The sequence below is a fragment of the Pseudomonas sp. JAI120 genome, from assembly GCF_014207255.1.
Taxonomy (GTDB): domain Bacteria; phylum Pseudomonadota; class Gammaproteobacteria; order Pseudomonadales; family Pseudomonadaceae; genus Aquipseudomonas.
Genome location: NZ_JACHCZ010000001.1, coordinates 461,744 through 484,697 on the forward strand (window position 1 = coordinate 461,744; position 22,954 = coordinate 484,697).

18 protein-coding genes are annotated in these 22,954 nt (G+C 60.6%); 8 read left to right on the plus strand and 10 right to left on the minus strand.

Annotation, left to right across the window (positions count from 1 at the left end; translation table 11 throughout):
- Window positions 1–18 precede the first annotated feature (18 nt).
- The 4 genes from HDC32_RS02140 to HDC32_RS02155 are packed head-to-tail and all read right to left on the minus strand — an operon-like array spanning window position 19 to window position 6,130.
- Entirely contained in the window at window positions 19–1,212 is a 1,194-nt protein-coding gene (locus HDC32_RS02140; protein ID WP_184742297.1) for a hybrid sensor histidine kinase/response regulator, read from the minus strand.
- The gene (locus HDC32_RS02145; RefSeq protein WP_145337816.1) at window positions 1,206–1,805 is read right to left on the minus strand and encodes a chemotaxis protein CheB; all 600 of its coding nucleotides are present in this window, start codon (window positions 1,803–1,805) and stop codon (window positions 1,206–1,208) included. Before HDC32_RS02145 ends, HDC32_RS02140 begins: the two co-directional genes overlap by 7 nt.
- On the minus strand, window positions 1,802–2,632 hold the full coding sequence (locus HDC32_RS02150) for a protein-glutamate O-methyltransferase CheR (protein ID WP_371920987.1): 831 nt from the start codon (window positions 2,630–2,632) through the stop codon (window positions 1,802–1,804). Before HDC32_RS02150 ends, HDC32_RS02145 begins: the two co-directional genes overlap by 4 nt.
- Window positions 2,633–6,130, minus strand: a complete 3,498-nt coding sequence (locus HDC32_RS02155) for a response regulator (RefSeq protein ID WP_184742299.1) — start codon at window positions 6,128–6,130, stop codon at window positions 2,633–2,635.
- A 283-nt stretch (window positions 6,131–6,413) separates the two neighbouring features.
- Between HDC32_RS02155 and HDC32_RS02160 the strand changes: the two genes are divergently transcribed.
- The 5 genes from HDC32_RS02160 to HDC32_RS02180 all read left to right on the plus strand — a co-directional run bounded on the left by HDC32_RS02160 (window position 6,414) and on the right by HDC32_RS02180 (window position 14,867).
- Window positions 6,414–9,959, plus strand: a complete 3,546-nt coding sequence (locus tag HDC32_RS02160) for a hypothetical protein (protein WP_184742301.1) — start codon at window positions 6,414–6,416, stop codon at window positions 9,957–9,959.
- A gap of 253 nt (window positions 9,960–10,212) precedes the next feature.
- Window positions 10,213–10,578 carry a response regulator gene (locus tag HDC32_RS02165; protein WP_131696248.1) on the plus strand — a complete coding sequence of 122 codons (366 nt, stop codon included), beginning with the start codon at window positions 10,213–10,215 and terminating at the stop codon, window positions 10,576–10,578.
- Between the two features lie 196 nt (window positions 10,579–10,774).
- Window positions 10,775–12,175 carry a DUF1254 domain-containing protein gene (locus HDC32_RS02170; protein WP_131696247.1) on the plus strand — a complete coding sequence of 467 codons (1,401 nt, stop codon included), beginning with the start codon at window positions 10,775–10,777 and terminating at the stop codon, window positions 12,173–12,175.
- Window positions 12,176–12,306: 131 nt separating this feature from the next.
- Window positions 12,307–13,854, plus strand: a complete 1,548-nt coding sequence (locus HDC32_RS02175) for a J domain-containing protein (protein ID WP_184742303.1) — start codon at window positions 12,307–12,309, stop codon at window positions 13,852–13,854.
- Window positions 13,851–14,867 (plus strand): DUF3829 domain-containing protein, encoded by a 1,017-nt coding sequence (locus tag HDC32_RS02180; RefSeq protein WP_184742305.1) that lies wholly within the window; start codon window positions 13,851–13,853, stop codon window positions 14,865–14,867. The genes HDC32_RS02175 and HDC32_RS02180 overlap by 4 nt, the downstream gene beginning before the upstream one ends.
- Window positions 14,868–14,870: 3 nt before the next feature.
- Here the strand turns inward: HDC32_RS02180 and HDC32_RS02185 are convergent, their stop codons facing one another.
- Together HDC32_RS02185 and HDC32_RS02190 are read right to left on the minus strand one after the other, a co-directional pair.
- Window positions 14,871–15,542 carry a DUF3313 domain-containing protein gene (locus HDC32_RS02185; RefSeq protein WP_184742306.1) on the minus strand — a complete coding sequence of 224 codons (672 nt, stop codon included), beginning with the start codon at window positions 15,540–15,542 and terminating at the stop codon, window positions 14,871–14,873.
- Window positions 15,543–15,675: 133 nt separating this feature from the next.
- Window positions 15,676–16,170 carry a hypothetical protein gene (locus HDC32_RS02190; RefSeq protein ID WP_145337810.1) on the minus strand — a complete coding sequence of 165 codons (495 nt, stop codon included), beginning with the start codon at window positions 16,168–16,170 and terminating at the stop codon, window positions 15,676–15,678.
- Between the two features lie 194 nt (window positions 16,171–16,364).
- Between HDC32_RS02190 and ccoN the strand changes: the two genes are divergently transcribed.
- The 3 genes from ccoN to HDC32_RS02205 all read left to right on the plus strand — a co-directional run bounded on the left by ccoN (window position 16,365) and on the right by HDC32_RS02205 (window position 18,786).
- Window positions 16,365–17,792, plus strand: a complete 1,428-nt coding sequence (gene ccoN, locus HDC32_RS02195; protein WP_184742308.1) for a cytochrome-c oxidase, cbb3-type subunit I — start codon at window positions 16,365–16,367, stop codon at window positions 17,790–17,792.
- Window position 17,793: 1 nt separating this feature from the next.
- Window positions 17,794–18,003, plus strand: coding sequence for a cbb3-type cytochrome c oxidase subunit 3 (locus HDC32_RS02200; RefSeq protein ID WP_131696241.1), 210 nt, complete (start codon window positions 17,794–17,796; stop codon window positions 18,001–18,003).
- A 90-nt stretch (window positions 18,004–18,093) separates the two neighbouring features.
- Window positions 18,094–18,786: an aspartate/glutamate racemase family protein gene (locus tag HDC32_RS02205; RefSeq protein WP_184742310.1), complete on the plus strand. Its 693-nt coding sequence runs from the start codon at window positions 18,094–18,096 to the stop codon at window positions 18,784–18,786.
- Here the strand turns inward: HDC32_RS02205 and HDC32_RS02210 are convergent.
- From HDC32_RS02210 to HDC32_RS02225, 4 genes are all read right to left on the minus strand, one after another.
- Window positions 18,783–19,295 (minus strand): GNAT family N-acetyltransferase, encoded by a 513-nt coding sequence (locus tag HDC32_RS02210; RefSeq protein ID WP_184742312.1) that lies wholly within the window; start codon window positions 19,293–19,295, stop codon window positions 18,783–18,785. The two genes, HDC32_RS02205 and HDC32_RS02210, sit on opposite strands and share 4 nt — an antisense overlap.
- A gap of 61 nt (window positions 19,296–19,356) precedes the next feature.
- Complete coding sequence (locus tag HDC32_RS02215; RefSeq protein ID WP_184742314.1) at window positions 19,357–20,421, minus strand: DUF1176 domain-containing protein; 1,065 nt, start codon at window positions 20,419–20,421, stop codon at window positions 19,357–19,359.
- 54 nt (window positions 20,422–20,475) lie between these two features.
- Complete coding sequence (locus HDC32_RS02220; protein ID WP_184742316.1) at window positions 20,476–21,615, minus strand: glycerate kinase; 1,140 nt, start codon at window positions 21,613–21,615, stop codon at window positions 20,476–20,478.
- A 91-nt stretch (window positions 21,616–21,706) separates the two neighbouring features.
- Complete coding sequence (locus HDC32_RS02225; RefSeq protein WP_131696234.1) at window positions 21,707–22,813, minus strand: sugar diacid recognition domain-containing protein; 1,107 nt, start codon at window positions 22,811–22,813, stop codon at window positions 21,707–21,709.
- Window positions 22,814–22,954: the final 141 nt, after the last annotated feature.

The following is a 22,954-nucleotide window of genomic DNA, read 5'->3' on the forward strand; positions in this document are numbered from 1 at the left end:
TCGGGGTGACGATTGATTTCATGCCGACTGTTCAAGGGGCAGGCACACCCGAAACAACGCGCCCTCGCCTATCCGGCTCTCGACCTCGATGGTGCCGCCGTGGGCTGCAATGATCTGTTCTGAAATAAACAGCCCAAGGCCCAGGCCCGCTGATACCTGGCTGGCGGACACGCGTTCGAACTGCTGGAAGATACGCTTCTGGTTCGCTTCACTGATGCCGATCCCATGGTCGCGCACCTCGACCCGGGCCTCGCCATGTTCGTTGTACACGCGCACCTCCACCGGGCTCTTGGCCCCGTAGCGCAAGGCGTTGGTCAGCAGATTGGTGATCACCTGCTCGATACGGAACTCATCCCAGTTGCCCACCACGGGTCCACCGGCAACCAGTTGCATCGACGATTCGGCGGCAGCCACTTGCGGAGCGAAATTCTCCACCAGGTTGCTTACCAGTTGCGTCAGGTCGAAGCGTCCCGGGCGAATCGACAATTTGCCGGTGCGGATACGCGAGACGTCGAGCATGTCTTCGATCAGGCGGATCAGGCTCTGGATCTGACGCTCGTCGCGGTCGACCATGGCGTGCATCTTGTCCAGGGTGAACGCGGCGGCGTTGTCCCGCGCCAGGTGCATCTTGCGCAGCTGGGTTTCCAGGATCAGGCCGTTAAGCGGCGTACGCACTTCGTGGGCGACGATCGACATGAAGTCGTCCCGCATGCGCACTGCCTGCTCCAGCTCGGCCTGGGTGGCCTGCAGGCGCGTCAGCAACAGCTCCTGCTCGCGACGGCTGCGCTCCAGCGCTTCCACCTGCAGTTTCATCGCCTTGCTCTGGCGGTACAGGTCGACGAACACATTGACCTTGCTCTTCACCGCGTGGATATCCAGCGGTTTGTGCAGGAAATCCACGGCGCCGCTTTCGTAGCCCTTGAAGGCGTAATTGAGCTCACGGCCTGCGGCGCTGACGAACACAATCGGAATGTTCTTGGTTTTTTCGGTGCCGCGCATCAGTTCGGCCAGCTCGAACCCGTTCATGCCGGGCATCTGCACATCAAGAATCGCCAGGGCGAACTCGTGCTCCAGCAACAGGGACAAGGCCTCGTCGGCGCTCAATGCCTTGAAGACCTGGCGATCCTCGCGCTTGATCAGCGCTTCGAGGGCCAGCAGGTTTTCCGGCAGATCGTCAACGATCAGCAGTTTGGCCTGGACAGTACTTAACATGGGGAGGATTCCAGGGAAGCCAGCAATGCGGCAATGCGGCTCAAAGTCAGAATATGGTCGGGTATATGCAAGGCCAGGGCCGCCTGCGGCATCACGGCAATCCGAGCTTCACTGGGGTCCTGTACCACGGTGGTGCCGCCCGAGTGCTTGACATGGGCCAGCCCGTGGGCGCCATCGTGGTTGGCGCCGGTCAGGAGAATCGCCAGCAGCCCCTTGCCATAGGCGTCGGCGGCCGAGGCGAACAGGTAATCGATAGCCGGCCGGGAATGGTGTACCCGGTCTTCCTGGCTCAGGGACAGGCTGCGGTCATGCTCTACCGAGAGGTGATAGCCGGGTCCGGCGAAATAAAGCGTGCCTGCATCGATTACCTCCTTGTCCCGCGCTTCGCGCACGGGGATGGGCAAGCGCCGCGCAAACACTTCCGCCAGTTGGCTGCGGCGCTCATCCGGAAGGTGCAAGACCGCAATGATCGGCAGGCCGAAGGTCTCGGGCAGTTCGCTGAAAATACTCAGCAACGCTTCGACGCCGCCGGCGGAAGCGCCGACGACGATGGCTTCAATCCCGCGAATCGGGTTGGCTGCAACGTCGCTCATGATTTTCGGTAGATCCGTTCCTGTTTGACCAAGGGTTCGAATTGCTTGTTGTAGGCGGAAAAATCCAGGGTTTCCTTGCTGCCCAGCACCAGGAAGCCGCGATGGCACAGCGACTCATGAAACAATCCGAATGCTCGATCCTGCAACTTTTTATTGAAGTAAATCAATACGTTACGGCATGAAATTAATTGAGTTTCTGAGAATACACTGTCGGTCGCCAGGCTGTGATCGGCAAACGTCACGTTCTCGCGCAGCGTCTTGTCGAAGATTGCGTAATCGTAGGCCGCCGTGTAGTAGTCGGCAAATGATCGTTGCCCCCCGGCCTGTTGATAATTGGCGGTGTAGGCCCGCACATTTTCCAGTGAGAAAATGCCCTGCTTGGCTTTATCCAGGGACGCCGGGTTGATGTCCGTGGCGTAGATGATCGTGCGCTCCAGCAAGCCCTCTTCACGCAGCAGGATGGCCATGGAGTACACCTCCTCCCCAGTGCTGCAACCGGCGATCCAGATCTTGATTGACGGGTAGGTCTTGAGCAGCGGCACCACTTCCTGGCGGATCGCCAGGAAGTGCGAGGGATCGCGAAACATCTCGCTCACCGGGATCGTCAGAAATTGCAGCAACTGCATGAACGCTGCCGGGTCATGCAACACCCGCTCCTGCAGCGCCGAAATCGTGGCGCAGTCGAACTGGCGCAAGGCATGAGCCACGCGGCGTTTGACCGACGCGCCGGAGTAGTCGCGAAAGTCGTAGCTGTACTTGAGGTAAATCGCCTCGATCAACAGGCGCAGCTCAATATCGCTGCTTTTCTCCAAAAAACGTTGCTCCACTTAAATGCGTTCCATCTTGGGTAGCCATACGCGAATCAGCGAGAACAGGCGATCCAGGTCGATCGGCTTGGCCAGGTAATCGTTGGAGCCCGCCGCGAGGCAACGCTCCTGATCGTCCTTCATGGCCTTGGCCGTCACGGCGATGATCGGCAGTTTCTTCCAGCGCGGGTCCTGGCGGATCAAGGCGGTGGCCTCGTAGCCGTCCATCTCCGGCATCATCACATCCATCAGCACCAGGTCGATATCGTCGACTTCATTGAGTCTCTCGATGGCTTCGCGGCCATTACGGCCGATCACCACCACGGCGCCTTTGTGCTCCAGGGCGCTGGTCAGGGCGAAGATGTTACGCACATCGTCGTCCACCAACAGGATCTTGCGTCCTTCGAAAACCTTGTCGCGGCTGCGGGCGGTCTTGAGCATCTTCTGGCGGTCATGGGACAGCTGGGATTCGACTTTGTGCAGAAAGAGTGTGACTTCGTCGAGCAGGCGCTCCGGTGAGCGGGCGCCCTTGATGATGATCGAGCGCGAATACTTGCGCAATTCGGCCTCTTCATCACGGGTGAGATTGCGGCCGGTGTAGACGATCACCGGCGGGAACGAGCAGATATCTTCGGTGTCCATGCGCTTGAGCAACTCGTTGCCCAGCATGTCCGGCAGCTTGAGGTCGATGATCATGCAGTCGTAGACGTTGTTGCGTAGCAGGTCCAGCGCTTCCTGGGCGAAGCCCACGGCGGTGATCTCGATGTCATCGTCGCCGATCAGGCGGGCAATGCTGTCGCGCTGGAGGTCATCGTCCTCCACCAGCAGGACGCGCTTGACCTTCTGGGTCAGCTTGGCTTCCAGACGTGCAAACACGTCCTTGAGCTCTTCGCGGGTGGTGGGTTTTACCGCATAGCCGATAGCGCCCATGTGCATGGCGGCTTCGACGCGGTCTTCCACGGAAATCACATGCACCGGGATGTGGCGGGTGTTGGCGTGCTCCTTGAGGCGTTGCAGCACGGTGAGGCCGGAATGGTCCGGCAGGCGCATGTCCAGCAGGATCGCGTCAGGGATGTATTCCTCTGCCAGGCTGTAGCCTTCGTCCGCGCCATGGGCCACCAGGCACTGGTAACCCAACTCATGGGCCAGGTCGAACAGGATGCGGGCGAAGTTCGGTTCATCCTCCACCACCAGAATGCAACGGCTGGTGAACGGCGTTTTGTCGCGGTCGTCGGCAAACCGCGGGATCTGCTTGGCGTCGGCTACCGGCAGCGGTGAGATCGCGATGGGCTTGGGCGCGGGGGCGGCAACGACCTGACGCGGTTGCTCGATCGGCGCGGCATCTTCCTCGCGTTCGACATACTGCTCCGGCAGCACCAGGGTAAAGGTGCTGCCTTTGCCAGGCTCGCTGGTCACGCTGATATAGCCGCCGAGCAACGCGGCCAGGTCGCGGGAAATCGACAGGCCCAGGCCGGTGCCACCGTAACGGCGGTTGGTGGTGCCATCGGCCTGGCGGAAAGCTTCGAAGATGCTTTCCTGCTGGTCCGGCGCAATACCGATACCCGAATCACGCACGGTAAAGGCAATGCCCTCGCCCGGCGCACGGGACACCGACAGGCTCACTTCGCCCTGCTCGGTGAACTTGACCGCGTTGGACAGCAGGTTCTTGAGGATCTGCTCCAGGCGCTGGCGATCGGTAAACAGCATCACCGGCGCACCGTTCTGTACCTCCACCTGGAAGCCCAGCTTACGGTCAGCGGCCAACGGTTCGAACATCCCGCGCAAGCCATCGACCAGGCGCGCCACACTGGAGTTTTCCGGGCGCACTTCCAACTTGCCGGCTTCTACCTTGGAAATATCGAGGATGTCGTTGATCAGGTTGAGCAGGTCGTTGCCGGCCGAATAGATCGACTCGGCAAACTTGACCTGTTCGGCGCTGAGGTTTTCCTGGGGGTTTTCCGCCAGCAACTTGGCCAGGATCAACGAACTGTTCAGCGGTGTACGCAGTTCGTGGGACATGTTGGCGAGGAATTCGGACTTGTACTTGCTGGAACGCTGCAACTCATCGGCGCGGTCTTCCAGCTCGAGCTGGGCCTGGTTGAGCTGGACGTTCTTGCGGTCCATGGCATCGCGCTGCTCGGCCAGGGTCTGGGTCTGTTCGGCCAGTTGCTCGTTGGTCTGCTCCAGCTCGGCTTGCTGGGTTTCCAGGTGGGCCTGGGATTCCTTGAGGATGCGCGACTGCTCTTCAAGCTCTTCGTTGGCGGTCTTCAGTTCTTCCTGCTGCACTTGCAGCTCTTCGTTGAGTTGCTGGGTCTCGGCCAGCACTTCCTGCAAGCGTTGGCGGTAGCGCGCCGCTTCGATTGACGTGCCGATATTACCGGCGATCAGCTCCAGCAGTTCTACATCACGCTCTTCCAGCGGTCGCAGGAAGCCCAGCTCAATCACACCATTGACACGGTCGTCATCGCTGGTGGGCACCACCAGCACGCTACGGGTCGAGCCTTCGCCGAGGCCGGAGCTGACCTTGAAGTAGTCGACCGGCACATCATCAAGGCGAATCAGCCGGTCCAACTGGGCGGCCTGGCCCACGATCCCCTCGTCGCTGTAGATAGCCTGTTCAAGCTGTTCCTGTTCCCGGGAGAAGCCATACGTCGCCACGCGCCTGAGGCCGCCGTGCTCTTCACGCACATACAGCGCCGCCACCGCCGAGCCCATGTACTGGGCGAAGAATTGCAGGATATTGCGGCCCAGCATGTTGAGGGTCAGTTGGCCAAGGACTTGCTCGGCCAATTCGGTCTGGCCATTGCGTAGCCAGGCTTGTTGTTCCAGGCGCAGTGCGATCTTCTGTTGTGACGCGAGGTTTGCGCTATAACTACCTGAAAGAGCGAGTAAATTCTTACGGCCTATATAGGCCAGGAAGCCACTCAACCCCAACACGAACGCCAAATACAAAGTGACACTGATAACGGTGGTGCGGGTGACTTCTTGATTGCGCGTGATGCGGAACTGCTGCTCCATCGCCACCGCATCTTCGTATTCCTTGCGGATCTCATCGGTCAGGCGCTTGCCACGGCCGGCCTTCACCGCGCCGCGGTAGTCCCCACTCTGGCGCTGCATATCAATCATTGACTGGGCGTATTTGTTCCACTCCAGTTGCAACGCTTCCAGGCGCTTGAGACGGTCCACCTGCTGTGGGTTATCCGCCACCAGCTCTTGCAGGTTGCGCAGGTCGGCAATGATCCGCGGCTTAGCCACTTCGTACGGGTCGAGAAAGTGCTCGTCACCGGTGATGAGGAAACCGCGCATGCCGGTTTCCAGGTCCACCGTCATTTTAGATGATTCGTTGAGGTTATTGATCACCCGGTCGGTGTGCTCGACCCATTGGATGACTGACAGCAAATAGGTGATCAGGCAGACGAAAAATACCGCGCTGAGCACGCCCACACCCAGGGGCAACGCTACGTTTCGGCTGAGCAGTGTACGAAAGCTCTTTTCATCGACAGACGACGCGGGAGTCATGGGCATGCCTTGGCCAAGTATGGAAAACCCGGGAGTTTGCCCCAAAGTGGCGGTAGAGGGCTACGTTTTGTGATGCACATAGAAGATTAAGCGCGACGGTCTGCCTGATCAGACTCCCTCCCCCCGCTCCCTGCCTGCATGCCTACATATATGATTTCTGACACTTGCTTCCCGGCCTGCGGGGAACGTCCGGACTTACGCTCGACACTCACTTGCTGTGTGCCTTAGGTCCAGGGAGGCCCTTTCAGAAGGTATTACCCTTAAATAACTAAAGGTAATAAAGATGACTTCCTCTTTGAGTTTGCTACATCCACAGGGTTTCAAATACTCCACGCCAATATCACCCGATCAGCCGGAGGGCACGCCTTCCACTGGCAACCCCAGCGGCGCCACGCGTGCAATAGTCTCGGATCAATCCCTGTCACATACATCAGAGGCCCGCGCGCAGGGAAACGCGCAGAACTGGAAAAATGTGGCGCAGCACCTCACCACTGCCATGAACACCCTTGCGCAGGATGCGACGCCCCAAACCCTGCTGGCTCATTTGAGCAGTACTCAAACCGCCATTGACCCACGCTCCGCCTACCACCAGGACAGCGCGTCGGGAGGCCAGGCCTCTGTCAGTCTGGAAACCTTTCTCAAGCACCATAATTTGCCTGTGCCTGAAACCCGGCTTGATCTGGTTCACTTGGCGGACGCCGCGCACGCTCATGCATTGGAACAACCCTTGGGCAATCTCGGGGGGGCGCTATCCTGGCCCCTGCCCTTGACCTCGCAACAACGACACAAGGTGCGTGTCATTGCCGAAGCCGGGGTGATGCGGCATAGCCGCCACTCAGAGCCAGGCCCGGTCCGGTCAGAGCTGACAAAAGGCGCGCTGGGCGCCCTGATAAAAGCCAGCTCGCTGTCGGATGCCGAACTGCAAGACCCTGCCAAGGCCCTGGAAACCCTGCTCAAGTCCACCAAGGCCCAGGCGATGGGGCAAGCATTACAGAGCGGGCTTGAAGGGATTGCCACGCCAACCAGCATCAGCGACTACGTGTTGGCCGCCATTAACATTGGCCTCGATCGTGAATCCGTCGAGTCGCCCGCCAGGAATTCAATCGCCGGATTTGACTTGGGGCAGGAAAAATACTGGGGCATGCCACCGTCAGCCATCGTTGAGGGGCTCAGTCGCCATCTGGTGGATAAAGGCCGGGCCACGCAAGCCACAGCCAAGCTGGCCACCCACCTGTTGCTGTCACGCATAGCGCCTCAGTTCCTGGTCAAGGACATTCCCGACACGCTGGTCAACGGCAGCCAGGCCTGGGTAAATTTCTGCCTGGCGGTGGCCAAGGTCGAAGCGAGTGCGCCGGGTACCACATCACAGTTGGACTACGGTCAGGTGATGAGTGCCGCCCAAGTCTTGAATGATCCGCCGGTCCACGTCATCACAGCCTTGTTGCTGGACTGGGGCATGATCAATGGCCTTGTCGTAAAGAAGGATGATGCTGCCTACACCCCTCAGGAAGTGGAGAGCATCAGGACCGCGTTCAATCAGCAGTTGACTACCAGAATCAAGGCCTCCCAATTACTGTCTGCCGAGATTCCAAGCAGAAAAGCCATCGCCCTGGCAAAGCTCAAGGAGCATTTTGGGGAAGGTATTCCGTTTGAATTGAAGTGCCTCTCGACCGTCTCCCAAGACAAAGCCAAGCAATTGGATGGGAAACACTCAATGCTGGACATGGCGATGATGGGCATCAATGTCAACTGGAAAACAGACGATGCCCGGGTCCCCATCAATGCGATCAACGAGCAGCCCAGGCTCAACGTCAACGGCATATTTCAAGGCCAATACGAGACGGCGACCCAATCGCTGAAAGAAGGCATTCAGACCCAGGTGAAACACCTGATTTCCGAACTCCCGCTGGAAGACCGGCAAAACCTGGAATTCGGTAAAATCGATTTCTATCAATCTAACCAGTACAAAATTGGCAGGGGGCTCATAAATCCCCCCACTTTCCAGTCAAGACTCAATGAGTTGCTGGTAAGAACTGAAAGAGAGGTCGACGGAAAACCCCAGGTCTGTGTTTATGAAATCGATATAAGAAACAAACGAATCGTCAAGCGCACGAGTGAGGCGGCCATCACCCGGGGTGATTGGCGCGACGCGAATATTCTGACCAAAGTCGAAAAATTCACCCCGGAACGCCTTGATCGCCAAGGGCGTGAAGCACACCAACCGAATACCCATTTACCGGCCCCGTCGAGTTTTACCTCCGCCCGAACCCAGTACCTTGCGGACGCGTTTCTTGAACACCTTGATATCAACGGCAAGGACCAATGGCTGCAAGCCAATGGAACCACGACACTTGATGAACAGAAAGCAGGCGATGAGCGAGTCAGGCAGTTCTTTCTCAACTTGATTCCGTTCAGGTCGGCCTATGTCAATTTTCGCGACGGTGATTATGAGGCAGGCCTTCTGGACCTTGGCCTGGATACTCTAGCGCTGGCCACGATGGGTTACGGTGTTTCCGCAAAGGCCGCCAAGGTGCTTGTATCCGCAGCGTCCCCTACCATAAAGGCGCTCCAGACGGCACGCATCCTCGGCAGTGGTCTTATCGGCGCGCTCAACCCGCTCAGCGGGGTCAGGGGCATGGCGACGGGAACCGCCAGCCTGGTCACACGTGGAGCAAGATTCCTCAGTGACTCCGGGCAGGTGCTGATTAACAAGGTACGTGGCGCATCGGGAAGCTATGACCTGTTGAAGGCAGCCAACAAGGAATATGGTCCGACGCTGATAGGGACTTATAAAGTCGGAGAGAATAGCGTCGACGGCGTCGCCGTTCTGAAAAACGATCGTTGGTATAGCTTCGACCCTTTTCGAAACCTGCCCTATGGCCCGCCAATCGAGAACTTCTCCCCCCTGCGCGGCAGTCTGTTCGGTAGAGTCCCAGATACGTACCTGGCGAGTGCCGGAGAGAATATCTCTGCCGCGAGGACCTCCAACACACTTCCGAAATTCAACCAGGGTTATCGAAACGGTGCATTGGATGACTTGTCGGATTACTCTGGACAGCGCAGTTTCGAGGCGTTGATGGTATTAGCGGCCAAACCTGGCAGGACACCTGAAGAAATGGGGATTCTGGCCAGGGAGTTGAAGGCCAAAAGAATTGAAGAGGGCAAGTATTTCACTGCGCTGCTTACCCGCGATGTCGGGAATTCTCCCAGCGTTTCCATCAATAGCTTTGCCCAGTCGGACTACCTCGGCCGTGTTGATTTGACCTCCAACGGCGATTGCGCCGGGTTATCGAATGCCATGGCGCTCGCCTTGCATCGAGGAGACGAAAAAATATTCCTCGACAATCTTCGCAAGGCCTCCACCACTGAATCGCCCTCTCCGCTGCACACCCTATTCAATCACGATTTAAAAACACTGCAGTACGCCGTAAACACAAAGGACACCTTCCACGTAAACGCCGCCCCTTCATTGATCAATCATCAGTCCATCATCGACGATCTGAGCAGGTCCACGACGTCAAAATACCTGAGAATCAGCACGGAAGATCACGCCATGCTGGCAGGCATCAGAGTCAAGGATGGCCAAAAAGAGTGGTTTTTCTTCGAGCCCAATGGCGGACTGGTCAGGTTTGATAACGTAGAGTCTATGCGTGAAGGCATCGAGAAAATCCTCAATAGCGGCGGTGTCAGCGCGACCTTAAGGCCTAAGATTTCGCCGGGGGGCAAAAAGGGGTTCCACGTGAGCGCGTTCCATCCCGATGACATCGTCACAGACAAGGTGGACAGTTTTGCGGTTTCAATGATGGTATCCAGCCCCCTGCCGCCTTAAGGCATGGCATTGATCCTGGCCCCCGGCAGGGCCAGGAGCTTCTGAACGAAGCCGCTTGCCCGGCAATGTGTTGAACGGCGCACAGGACGGAGCCACTGATGGCCCGCGGCCTCTGGTGAGTAACGCGACTTTTTCTTGCATTCCCGTCACAATGCCCCCGCCAACGGAACTTGCCGAGATTGACGCGACTCATTAGAGAATGGTCTTTCAACCGCTAAAGACCTGCACCTCCATTTTTTCGGGAACCCTCATTATGTCCGCAGTCTCCTCCACCCTCCTTGTCGTCGAAGACGATGCCATCGTGCGTATGCTGATCGTTGATGTGCTCGAAGAGTTGGAGTTCCTGGTGCTTGAAGCTGCCGATGCGCAAGAAGCCTTGAAGATTGTTGAAGACACCGCGCAGATCATCGACCTGATGATGACCGACGTCGGCCTGCCGGACATGGACGGCAAGCAACTGGCAGCCAAGGTGCGTGAATTGCGCCCCACCCTGCCTATCCTGTTTGCCAGCGGCTATGCCGAGAACATCGATGTGCCCGCCGGGATGCAGGTGATCGCCAAGCCGTTCTCCATCGATCAATTGCGCGACAAAGTCAAATCGATGCTGCCTGCCGCCTGACCCCTCTTTTACACAGTGCCGCCCGGCAAGGGCGGCTATTTGTGCGTCTTTATCCACATGTTCAAGCCGCCGTACAGATCGGCATTGATGAGTTCACTTTATTCGCAGGGATTAACGTGACGTCAGGGAAATAAAACAGGAAACTCATCGCCTTTATTCCCCGGCAGTCAAACGAACTTTGGAAGGACGCAACAACATGATTGGAAAACCGACGCGCCTGCTGTTGGCGAGCCTCTCGATACTCATGAGTACCGGCGCCTGGGCCGAATTTACCGCCACCCCCAGCGAAGCCCGGGCCATCGCCAAGGAAGCCTACCTGTATGGCTACCCGGTGGTGGAGATGTACAAGACGCTTTACACCCAGGCCGTTGATAAGGGCGGTACCAACTTCAAGGCGCCGTTCAACCATATCGGCAATACCGCCCAAGTGATCACCCCCAAGGACACCGCGTTCGTGACGCCGAACTCGGACACGCCCTACTCGTTCGTGTGGATGGACCTGCGCAGCGAGCCGCTGGTGCTGACGCTGCCCAAGATCGAAGACGACCGTTATTACTCGGTGCAATTGATCGACCTCTACACGCAGAACATCGCCTATCTGGGCACCCGCAGCACCGGCAACAACGGCGGCCACTACATGATCGCCGGCCCGGATTGGAAAGGTCAGCAGCCGGTGAACGTGGACCGCGTGGTCTACAGCGAAAGCAACATCGCCTACGCCCTCTACCGTACGCAGTTGTTCGACGAGAAGGACCTGAACAAGGTCAAGCAGATCCAGAACGGCTACAAAGTCCAGTCTTTGAGCAATTACGTGAAGCAAGCTGCGCCGGCCAAGGCGCCGAAGGTCCCATGGCCCAAGCCCATGGCGACCATGACCGAAGGCCCGCAACTGTTTCGCTACCTGAACTTCATGCTGGCCTTCGCCGCACCCCAGGACAGCGAGAAAGACCTGCTGGCGCGCTTCGCCAAGATTGGTATCGCCCCGGGCGCACCCTTTAAGGTCAAGGAGTTGACCGCTGAACAGCGCAAGGCCCTGGAAGACGGTATCTCCGATGCACGCGCCGAGTTTGCCGCGTTCAAAAAGGACAAGGTCGACACGCATCAGGTCGCCAGTGGCGATTTGTACGGCAGCCGCGACCACCTGAACAACAACTACCTGTACCGCTACGCCGGTGCGGACATGGGGCTTTTCGGTAACTCCGGCGATGAGGTCGCGTACCTGAGCTATATCCTCGACAGCGAGGGCAAGCCCGCCAACGGCGCACGCCACAGCTACACCGTGCACTTCGCCAAGGACCAGTTGCCACCAGCCGATGCCTTCTGGTCGCTGACCATGTACGACGCCAAGACCAAGCTGCTGGTGCCCAACCACAAGAAGCGCTACCTGATCAATTCGCACATGCTGTCCGGCCTCAAGCGGGACGCCGATGGCGGCCTGACCTTGGCCCTTCAGCACCACGAGCCGCCGAAGGCCGAGCAGAGCAACTGGTTGCCGGCCCCACCCGGTCCGTTCTACGCAATCCTGCGGATTTACCTGCCCAAGCCTGAGGTGGGTAACGGCCAGTGGAAGCTGCCGCCGTTGACGCCGCTTAAGTAACACCACGTGCCCGGTCGCGACCGCGTCAGGCCGGGCCATTCCTGCTGTAAGCGCCAACCCGTACTACCGCTGGTTTATCAACTTGTAAAACGGGTAATGTGCGTGCGATTGTCTACGGAGTTGCACTGCACATGACTTGCTGGAATGTCCTTGGCCTGGCGCCCGATGCCGATAGCCGCACGATCAAGCGCCAATACGCCGCCCTGCTGAAGAAAACCCGACCGGATGATGACCCCGAGGGTTTCCAGCGCCTGCGCGAAGCCTATGAGGCCGCGCTGGCGTGGAGCCAGGGGCAGCAGGAAGCTGACGAAGTGGTCATCGACATCCAGGGCGACAGCCTTGCCGACCATTACCAGGCAGCCATGGCCCATGGCAATGCGCTGCACTTTGAAATCCAGTTGTTGCTGCGCGACATCGAGGGGCATCTCAACCCCGAAGACACCCGCTGGGCGTTTGAAACCTTCAACTGGCTGACGGCCTGGCAGCGCCTGGAGCTGCCCGGCGAGCTGATCGAAAGACTCGAGCGCAAGCACCGCAGCGCGTTGCAGCAACCCTTGCGCCAGGCCCTGGAGCAAAAGGACGAGGCCGCTTTCCTGGCTGCCTATGCCGCACGTTCCGAACATCCCTGGGTGAACAATCATCCCCATGCCGAGTGGTTCAACCAATGGCTGGCCCGCCTGCTTGCACAGAGTCACTACTGGTCGAGCGCAGTGTTCGACGCGGTGTGCGCCGGCCAGCACTGGCATGGCGGCGCCGGTCATGACTGCCCGGCGGGGGATTGGACGCGGCTGTTGCAACGCCAGCAAGGCCCGATTTTCCTCGCCCACCAATACGCGCTGGCCGCCGAACCGCCCAACAGCCCGCAGCAACGCGCCGCGCGGCTGCTGTTGGCGCCCATGAGCCTGGGCCAGCGCCGCGCCTTTGCCCAGCGCTTCAACGACAGCGACTGGGAAGCGTGCCAACGCCTCAGCGCAACCCTCTACGCTGACCATGTCGCGTTGGTCGAAGCCATGCCCGGTGGCAGCGTTTATTTCTGGCAAGGCTGGGACTCGGCCCTGGACACCTGGCCCTGGATCGTTGCGCTGGTGCTCAGTTGCGTGGCGGGGACCCTGGTGAATGCCGAGACCTTGGCCGGTAACCTGCTGCCCACGGTGGGCAAAGGACTGCTGTGGTCACTGGTGGCGGTGGTTGGTGCCGGACTGGCCTGGCATATCTGGCGCCCGCTGGCGCACCAATACCGCGTGCAGGACGAACACCTCAGCCAACGCCTGCCACGGGGCTTAAGCCCAACACATTTGCCGCTGTTGCCGCTGCGCGACCTGCTGCCCGGCATGGTGTTGGTGGCGCTTCTGAGCTACCTGTTCAACCCACTCGCCGGCCTCACGCTGGTGGCCGTGCTGGCTATCATCGGCCTGGTCAAACGCCCTTTTACGAACAGGCATACACCCTGGACCGCCGAACAGCCGCGATGGGCAAAGGTGACCAGGGTATTTTGCGTGGTTGTTGTTATCAGCGTTTTCGCCGGGTTGAAGCTGTATGACAACCAGTACCGGGTCACCCGCAACCAGGGCCTGCAACAGTGGACCGAACGCCTGTGCAGCCGCATGCCGCGTAGCGCAGAACACTGCCAGGCCCCCGCGACCCAGGCACAGTGGTATGGCCAGGAGGCCGGACGATGAATTCCAATTGGTTTATTGCCTTGGGTATTGCACTGGTCATGGGGCTCTTCGGCCTTGCATCTGCGGGCAAGCAAGTGCACCTGGTCGAGTTGTGGTGGAACCAGCGCGACGGCCCCCAAACCGCAACCGCCAGCGCCCTGGCGCCGATCATTGATTGCGTCAACCGAGTCGACCGAGACACTCGGCTTACGTACTACCGGCTCATCACCCCTGAACGCAACGAGCGACAGCCAGACCTGCCGGCCGTCGCCTACCCCAATAATCGCGACGAGTTCGGCGACACCACCGAGCCCCGGGCGCGGCTGATCCAAAAGGACATCTGCGGCCCCAGGATCAGCCTAAAACTTGAACATCAACAGCCCGGCAGCCGCTTGGTCGGGGTGACCGACCGTTTCGTGGCGAGCCTGGATATCTTTACGCCCATCGCCACGGATAACGCACCATCGAATCCGACCACCCAGTCGGCGGCCTATAAACGGCTTTTCAACGAAAACATGGAGGCATTGCTCAGGAAAGAGCTGATCAGCAAGGGCACCGACTACACCTCGATATCCGCCGAGCTGCGCCGTTCCCTGGACCGTGAAGAACAGCGCCTGCGCCCGGCACAGCTGGCCTTGCTGGAGGCGCGTTTCGGTCAGGACCTGCATTGGCATGTGCTCAATTACATGATCGTGGCGCGTCAGGCGGTCAACCAGATCGACCAGGGTGTACGCAACGCCAGCCTGACGCCGCAGGCCCTGGCGGCACTGACCAACAGCGTGCAGCAGGCCGGCGATGGCAGTGAGGCGTTCCTGAACAGCCTTCCGCGTAAAGACCGTAATGGTGACGCCGCTTACCTCTGGTACAGCGTGAAGCCCAATGTCGACGCGTACCTTGAGGCACTGCAAACGCTGCACAAGGATTGGCTGGCGCATGCTGCGCCACAGCAACTGAGTGATGACTACTACCTCATCACCCGTCGCTACGACGCCCTGCTCAGCTACTACAACAAACCCGCCAGGAATGCGTTCTAGTCCCTAGTGTTTTTTCAGTTTCACATACGACTGATGCAGGTCCGACGCCCAGCCATCGATCACGCCTTTCACGTCATCGGCCTTCATCACCTGCGAGTCGTTGGACAGCGGCTTGCCCGTGCCCTTGCGCACCACTTGGGCGAGCACCTTGCCACTGGCACCATCGAGGAACTGCGCCTCGGTGCCGAGGGTAGTTTCCTGGTCGCGGATGCCGGTGCCGGTACTCACCGCCGCCGCCACCAGGGCCACAGGCACGAATTCATAGGGTTTGAGGCCTTCGGTCTTGCTGCTGACGGCAGTGATCGCCGCGCGCACCACCATCACACCGGGGCCAGGGCCGTTGGCCAGGGGCAGTGACTTGCCCAGCTCACGCTTGAGTGCCTGGTTGAAGTAAGTGTTGATGCCATTGAGGGTGCTGTCTGGGATTTTCGCGGTGGCCTGGGGCTTGGGGTAGAACTGCGTCGGTTCGATGTACACCGCGGTGTAGCGGCTCAGGTCCAGTTTGGGGTCGACCCAGCGCATCACCTCGGCCCCCGACGGCGACTTGGCTTCCTTGAGTTGGCTGTAGTCGGAAAGAAAACCCGAGTACTCGTCCGGTTGGGTGACCTTGCTGGCGCAGCCAGCCATAGCAATTGACGCGACGCACAGCGTACTGATCATTAGCCTTAGTTTCATTATTGAACTCCTTGGCGATCATCATTGAGGCATTGAGCTGTAGGTATAGCCAATCCTGGGCAAAAAATGCTTATTTGTACCCAATGTTTGACACACCCGCAGCCCGCATCAACGCTGTACGAAGCGGTCGCCCTCAGCCGCGTTCGCGCGGGATCAAGCTCTGCAACTGCGTGGCCAGGAAGTTGGCGTCGAAGCCAAAGGTGTCAGGGTCTTTCAAACCGTTGGTTTTTTTCCACAACCAGTCGTTTTTTTCGGCCGGCAGTACCAGCGATACGCTGCCGTGACGGGCGGCGGTCAAGCCCATCACCGACACCGAGATCAAGCCGCCGACGCCCATGACCTCGGGCACGAACTCCACGGTTTTACCGGTAATGTGCACCAGCAGTTTTTCGGTCTTGAAGGTCGACGTCTCCACCGGCATGCTCGGCCCGCTGGCGACATAGGCTTCACGGTGCACCTCCAGCAAGCCTACGGTTTTGACCGGCTCAAGCCATTGCTCGATCTGCCCGAACAACTCGCCGAGCTTTTGTGCCCAGCGGGCCGACTGCACATCGAACTGCTGCTTCTTGTGCGCTTCGCTATCGGCGTAATGACGAAGCATCTCGCCCAGTTGCTGTACATCGTCCATTGCGGATTTCCTTGGGTGTGCCAGGTTGCGATGCCCGATCATGGCAGATGCGGCCACTCACCGTACGATTAACGCTGACAGGCCAGTGGGCGTGCTTGTCGACTGATCCGCTGTAATGAGCTTTTTCTGAGCCTGTTTTGTTTTTCCCGCGTTTCCTACAGTGCCCGCCACTTGGAACCGTGGGAGGACTGAGCATGAGCACCGCAACAATCGAGCAGGCCTATAACTATAAAGTCGTCCGCCAATTCGTGATCGCCACCCTCGTATGGGGTGTGGTGGGCATGGCCATGGGGGTGTGGATCGCCTCGCAACTGGTCTGGCCCGAGATGAACCTGGACCTGCCCTGGACCACGTTTGGCCGACTGCGGCCGTTGCACACCAGCCTGGTGATCTTCGGCTTCGCCGGCAGCGCGCAATTTGCCGCCAGCTATTACGCGGTTCAGCGTACCTGCCAGGTACGGCTGTATTCCGACCGCCTCGCCGCGTTTACCTTCTGGGGCTGGCAGTCGGTGATCGTGATCATGCTGGTCAGCCTGCCCCTGGGCTACACCACCACCAAGGAATACGCCGAGATCGAGTTCTCCGGCGCGGTGTGGATGACCGTGGTATGGGTGGCCTACGCCATTGTGTTTTTCACCACGGTGGTGCGGCGCAAGACCCAACATATCTACGTGGGCAATTGGTTCTTCGGCGCCTTCATCGTGGTGATCGCCATGTTGCACGTGGTCAATCACCTGGCCATCCCGGTGGATTGGTTCAAGTCCTACCCGGTGTATTCCGGCGCGACCGATGCCATGGTGCAGTGGTGGTACGGGCATAACGCCGTCGGCTTTTTCCTGACCACCGGCTTCCTGGGGATGATGTATTACTTCGTGCCCAAACAGGTCGGGCGGCCGGTGTACTCCTATCGCCTGTCCATCGTGCACTTCTGGGCATTGATCACGTTGTACATCTGGGCCGGCCCGCACCACTTGCACTACACCGCCCTGCCCGACTGGGCGCAGTCGCTGGGCATGGCGATGTCGCTGATCCTGCTGGCCCCGAGCTGGGGCGGGATGATCAACGGCATGATGACCTTGTCCGGCGCCTGGCATAAATTGCGCACCGACCCGATCCTGCGCTTCCTGGTGCTGTCCCTGGCGTTCTATGGCATGTCGACCTTCGAAGGCCCGATGATGGCGATCAAGACCGTGAACGCCCTCTCCCACTACACCGACTGGACCATCGGCCACGTACACGCCGGCGCCCTGGGTTGGGTGGCGATGATCACCTTTGGCTCGCTGTACCACATGATCCCCAAGGTCTTCGGCCGCGAGCAGATGCACAGCGTGGCGCTGATCAACCTGCACTTCTGGCTGGCGACCATCGGCACCGTGCTGTACATCGCCTCAATGTGGGTCAACGGCATTACCCAGGGCCTGATGTGGCGCGCGGTAAACGACGACGGTACCCTCACCTACTCGTTTGTCGAAGCTTTGCAGGCCAGCCATCCGGGGTTTGTGGTGCGATTTGCGGGCGGAGTATTTTTCCTCTCGGGCATGTTGCTGATGGCCTACAACACTTGGCGCACCGTGCGGGTCGCAGACTTGAACGTGGCCCAACTCGATGCGCGGATCGCCTGATATGTGGAGTTTCCTGATTGTGGTGTGCCTGTACGGTGCGGTGGAGTATTGCCTGCGCGGGCAATCCGAGACGAGCCTGGACGAAGCCAGCATGTTGCCGTTCGCTGACGACCCGGAGGTGGCGCGGCGCGTTGAACAGGCCACAGGTAAACCCATCCAGGCAATTGCAGCGGAGCAACCCCGGCCGGGCTGGGTCAACCTGGACATGTGAAACTGCTCCGGTCATTTGGCCTGCAACTGCGTATGACTATTCAGCGGCCGATGGGTAAGGTGAAGCGACTTTCCCTGTCAGGAGCATCGCATGCGCACCATCGGCCTTATCGGCGGCATGAGCTGGGAGTCCAGCGCCGAGTACTACCGCATCATTAACCAGCGCGTGCGTGACCAGCTCGGCCCGCTGCGCTCGGCACAGGTGTTGATGTACAGCGTGGACTTCGGCCCCGTGGAGCAGGCCCAGCACGCCGGGCGTTGGGATGACGCCGCGCTGATCCTCGAAGACGCCGCGCGCCGTTTGCAGGCGGGCGGCGCCGAGTGTGTGGTGCTGTGTACCAACACCATGCATTTGGTGGCGCCGCGTATCGAGGCGGCGGTGTCGATTCCCTTCCTGCATATCGCCGATGCGGCCGCAGCGGCGGCGGTGGCAGCCGGTACCCTGACGGTCGGCTTGCTCGGCACCGCGTTCACCATGGAGCAGGATTTTCTCACGTCACGCCTGGCCGCCCAGGGGCTCACCGTGCTGGTGCCGGACGCGGAGGAGCGGCGCGCCGTGCACCGGATCATCTATGAGGAGTTGTGCGTCGGCGTGATCAGCGATGCGTCCCGCCAGGTCTACCTGCGGGTCATCGACTCCCTGGCTGCACGGGGTGCCCAGGCGGTCATCCTCGGTTGCACGGAAATCAGCCTGTTGGTCAAGCCCGAACACAGCGACCTGCCGCTGCTGGACACCACCGAGCTGCATGCGCAGGCTGCGGTGGCGTTTGCGCTGGAGGGTTAAGCCGACTTGCGCAGGCGCGCCATGCTCAGGGTGTCGACGAACACCCCATCGCGCAGGGCGTAGTCACGCAAGCGCCCTTCGACCTCGAAGCCGAACTTGCGGTACAGGTGGTGCGCGGCTTCGTTGTCGGCGTACACCGTGAGTTCCACCCGGTGCAGGTTCATCCAGTTGTCGGCCACGTCCAGCGCGGCCGTCAACAACCGCGAGCCTACGCCCTTGCCCTGCCAGGCCGTGGCCACGCCCATGCCGAACGAACCCACATGCGCCTGGCGCACGCGCAGGTACTGTTCCAGGCCCAGTTGGCCGATCACCTCACCGCCGTGCACCGCCACCAGTTGCAGGCGCCGTTCGTTGTCCATCACCAGGCGCTTGCGCCACGCCTCGACCGACTGGAACGGCATCTGCAGCACCTGCCGGCACACGGCCGGTTCGTTATAGAGCGCCGCGACACCTTCAAGGTGGGCCTCGGTAAAGCGCTGGATCACGATGTGGGGTTCAGGTGTGTGCATTGTGTTTCATCCTTTGAAAAACAAGTGGCCGGCCAGTGTAGAGGCCATGCCCGCCCCCTGGCTAGGGCGCCGGTGCGGTCGTCCACAACGACGGCCAATCGCCGTAACCCACACCGGTACAGCGCGGCATCACATGAAACTCACTGAGTTGGAACGCCTTGCCGTCAAACACCCAGACGCCACCGCCGCCACAGTCACCGATCCCGCGCTGCTTGTAGAAATAACTCAGGGTGCCAGAGGCTTCGTCATAGCCCACCGAGCCTTGCAGCGCGGCGCCGTCCAACGGCAAGGGCTCAAGCTCCAGCGGCGTTTGCGCATAGGGCGCCTGACGCTGGCGGCTGACCACGTCGAACTCACAGTTGTAGGCCGCGCAGTCGTAGCGCGCCACCGTCATCGCCTGTTGCGCCGTCAGCGCCCCGGCCGTTGCCTCGGGCTCACCCTCCTCCGGCGTCACGGCCTGCAATGCAGCCGCCACCAGGCCTGCCTGTTCCTGCACGGTCAACGTCGGCGGCGCAGGGAACTTGCTCAACACCGGCGTCGGCAAGCGTGGCGGCACCTCACTGGCCGGAGCTTTTCCGGGGCGTGCCAGGGCCGTCACGTTATCCACCCGCCCCTGCACCGCATCCATCAACAGCAGCGAAGCACTCAGGCCGCTGAGCGACACATGCGCCTGCTCATCGCCCGGCAATTGCAGGCGCTGGCCATTGCGCAAACGCTGCAACCAGCGCCGCGCTGCGGCGTCCTCGATCACGCCGTAAGACTGCACCTCGGGATCGCCGCCCTGATCGTCCAGTTCTACGTGCAAATCCCGGGTCAGTTCCAGGCCCAGCGGCTGACCGTCCAACACCAGGGTCGACAGGTCCAGCGCTTCGCCGCGATGGTCGAAGCGCAAGCGTAGATACCCCTCGGGGCCGGCCTGATGCCAGATGTGCAAGGTCAGGGCGCTGTAGTCTTCTTCATCGACGCCACTGGGCGCGCTCAGGGCATGGCAATTGCGCAGGTTGTCGCAACCGGTGACCCAGTTCTTGATTTCCCGCAGCAGCGGCACGGTTTCAGCGGGCGGTTGAGCGAAGGCATGGGTGGCGGTGCCGCTCAGCAGCAGGGCCAGGAGTACGGGGCGTAGCATGGGGACTCTCCGTGTCGAAAAAGGCGCGGATTGTCCCATGTTCGGCGTGATGCGTCAGCGCTTGGCCGCCACTCGCCACACCCGCGCAATATCCGCCGCGCGCTCGCGCAGCAAACGCGGGGCCTCGCTGCAGGCCTGCTCCAGGCTCATCGGGCCGCTTGGCAAGGCAAACGCCGCATCCACGCCATGGGCGTACATCTGCTCGTAGCCGTCGCCCAGGGTGCCGGCGATGACGATCACCGGGACGCCGTGTTGCCGGGCGATACGGGCCACGCCGAAGGGGGTCTTGCCGCGCAGGGTCTGGGCGTCGAAGCGGCCTTCGCCGGTGATGACCAGGTCGGCGCCGCGTACGGCTTCGTCAAGTCCTACCAGTTCGGCGACGACGTCCACGCCCGCGCGGAACTGCGCACCGAGGAACGCCTTGGCGGCAAAACCCAGGCCGCCAGCGGCGCCGCTGCCGGGTTCGTCGCGCACGTCCTTGGGCAGGACGTTGGCGCAGTGATCGGCAAAGTGGCCAAGGGCAGCGTCCAGTTGTTGCACCTGCTCAGGGTTGGCACCTTTTTGCGGGCCGAATATCGCCGAGGCGCCGTGGGGGCCGCACAGCGGGTTGTTCACATCGGCGGCGATTTCAAAGCGTACCTGGGTCAGGCGCGGATCGAGTTTTTCCAGGTTGATATGCGCCAGTCGTGACAACGCCAGGCCTCCGGGAGGCAAGGCCTGTTCCGCAGCGTCGAACAGTTGCACGCCCAGGGCTTGCATCGCACCCGCACCGCCGTCGTTGGTGGCGCTGCCGCCAATCGCCAGAATGATGCGCTGGGCACCCAGGTCCAAGGCCGCGCGAATCAGCTCGCCGGTGCCGTAGGTGCTGCTGGTGCACGCATCGCGCTGGCCTGGCGGTACCAATTGCAGGCCGCTGGCTTCGGCCATTTCGATGATCGCGGTGTGGCTGTCGGCCAACCAGCCCCAACGTGCTTCAACCGTCCCGCCCAGAGGGCCACGCACCGCCTGGCGGCGCAATTGGCCGTTACAGGCGGCGAGCACCGAGTCCACCGTGCCTTCACCACCGTCCGCCATCGGGCACTGGATCACCTGTGCATCCGGCCAGACTTGCGCCAACCCTGCGGCAATGGCCTGAGCGACGCCCTCGGCACTCAGGCTGTCCTTGAACGAGTCGGGGGCGATGATGATTTTCATGGGCTTTCTCCGGTTTTTATGACGCCCATGCTGCCAGTTGGCACCGCCGATGACGCCGGTCCGATGCACAAGTACGGGTAAGGTTTGTTGTTCATTCCGACAAAGCCTGGGGCAACAGCTGCACGCCGAGGTACAGTGCCAGCATGCCGTCCAGGGTCAGCGGGTCGACGCCGCTGAGTTCGGCGATGCGCTCCATGCGGTAGCGCAGGCTGTTGCGGTGAATGCCGAGGGCGTCGGCACAGGCCTGGCTTTGCCCGTCGTGTTCGCACCAACTGCGCAGCGTGGCCAGGAGTTGGCCGTTGCTGTCCTTGGCCAGCACCTTGCGCAATGGGTTGAGCAGTTCGTCGAGGGCATCGTCGTTGCGATGACGCCAGAGCATCACGGGCAAGCGGTAGCGGTTGAGGGTCAAGAGCCGCGACTGCGGCAGCACATCGCGACCGTAGGCCAGCAAATCGCCGACGCGACGATAGCAACGGCGCAATCCGGCCAGGCCATCCGCCTGCCCGCCGACGGCCACGCGAAGGATGTTCCAGCCCAGGCCTTCGAGCTTTTCCAGCAGCCGTGGATTGTCCACCTGCTGTGCCGCCGGTCGGCACCACAGCAGCGAGAACTGCGCCGAGCTCACGCACCAACTGTCCGGATAGCGCGAGGTCAGCCAGGTGTTCAATGCTTCCGCCGATTGGCCCGCCCCCAGTTCGAACAGGTACGGCGTGCGCGCCAGCTGCGGCTTGAGGCCCAATTGCTGGGCTTCATCGACCAGGCGTGGTGAGTCGCCGCTGTCGGCGAGGAGCAACGCCAACAGATCATCGCAACGCTGGCGTCGCCATTGCTGCTCGGTTTGCTGGTGACGATGGCTGACGAGCATTTCGGCGGTCATGCGCACCAGTTCGGCATAAGTGCGCAACAACTCGGGCTCGCCGGTGATGCCCAGTACGCCAATCAGGCGCTGATCGTGCATCAGCGGCAGGTTGATGCCCGGCTGCACGCCCTTGAGGTGCTTGGCGGTCTGGCCGTCGATCTCGACCACGCGACCATTGGCCAGCACCAATTGTGCTCCTTCGTGGCGGGTGTTGATGCGCTCGGGTTCGCCGCTACCGAGGATCAGGCCTTGGCTGTCCATGACATTGACGTTGTAGGGCAGGATCGCCATGGTCCTATCGACGATATCCTGCGCCAGATCATGATCCAGCTCGAACATGCGGCCATCTCCTTGAAAGAAAGTACTTGAAAGCGTGCTTGTTCATCGGCACAGCGCAAAGCATGCATCACTGTGCGCAAGCACAAAGACAGCACCCCGCCACCTGGCCGAGACTCGTTGGGCGATCGACGTTACCCTCGC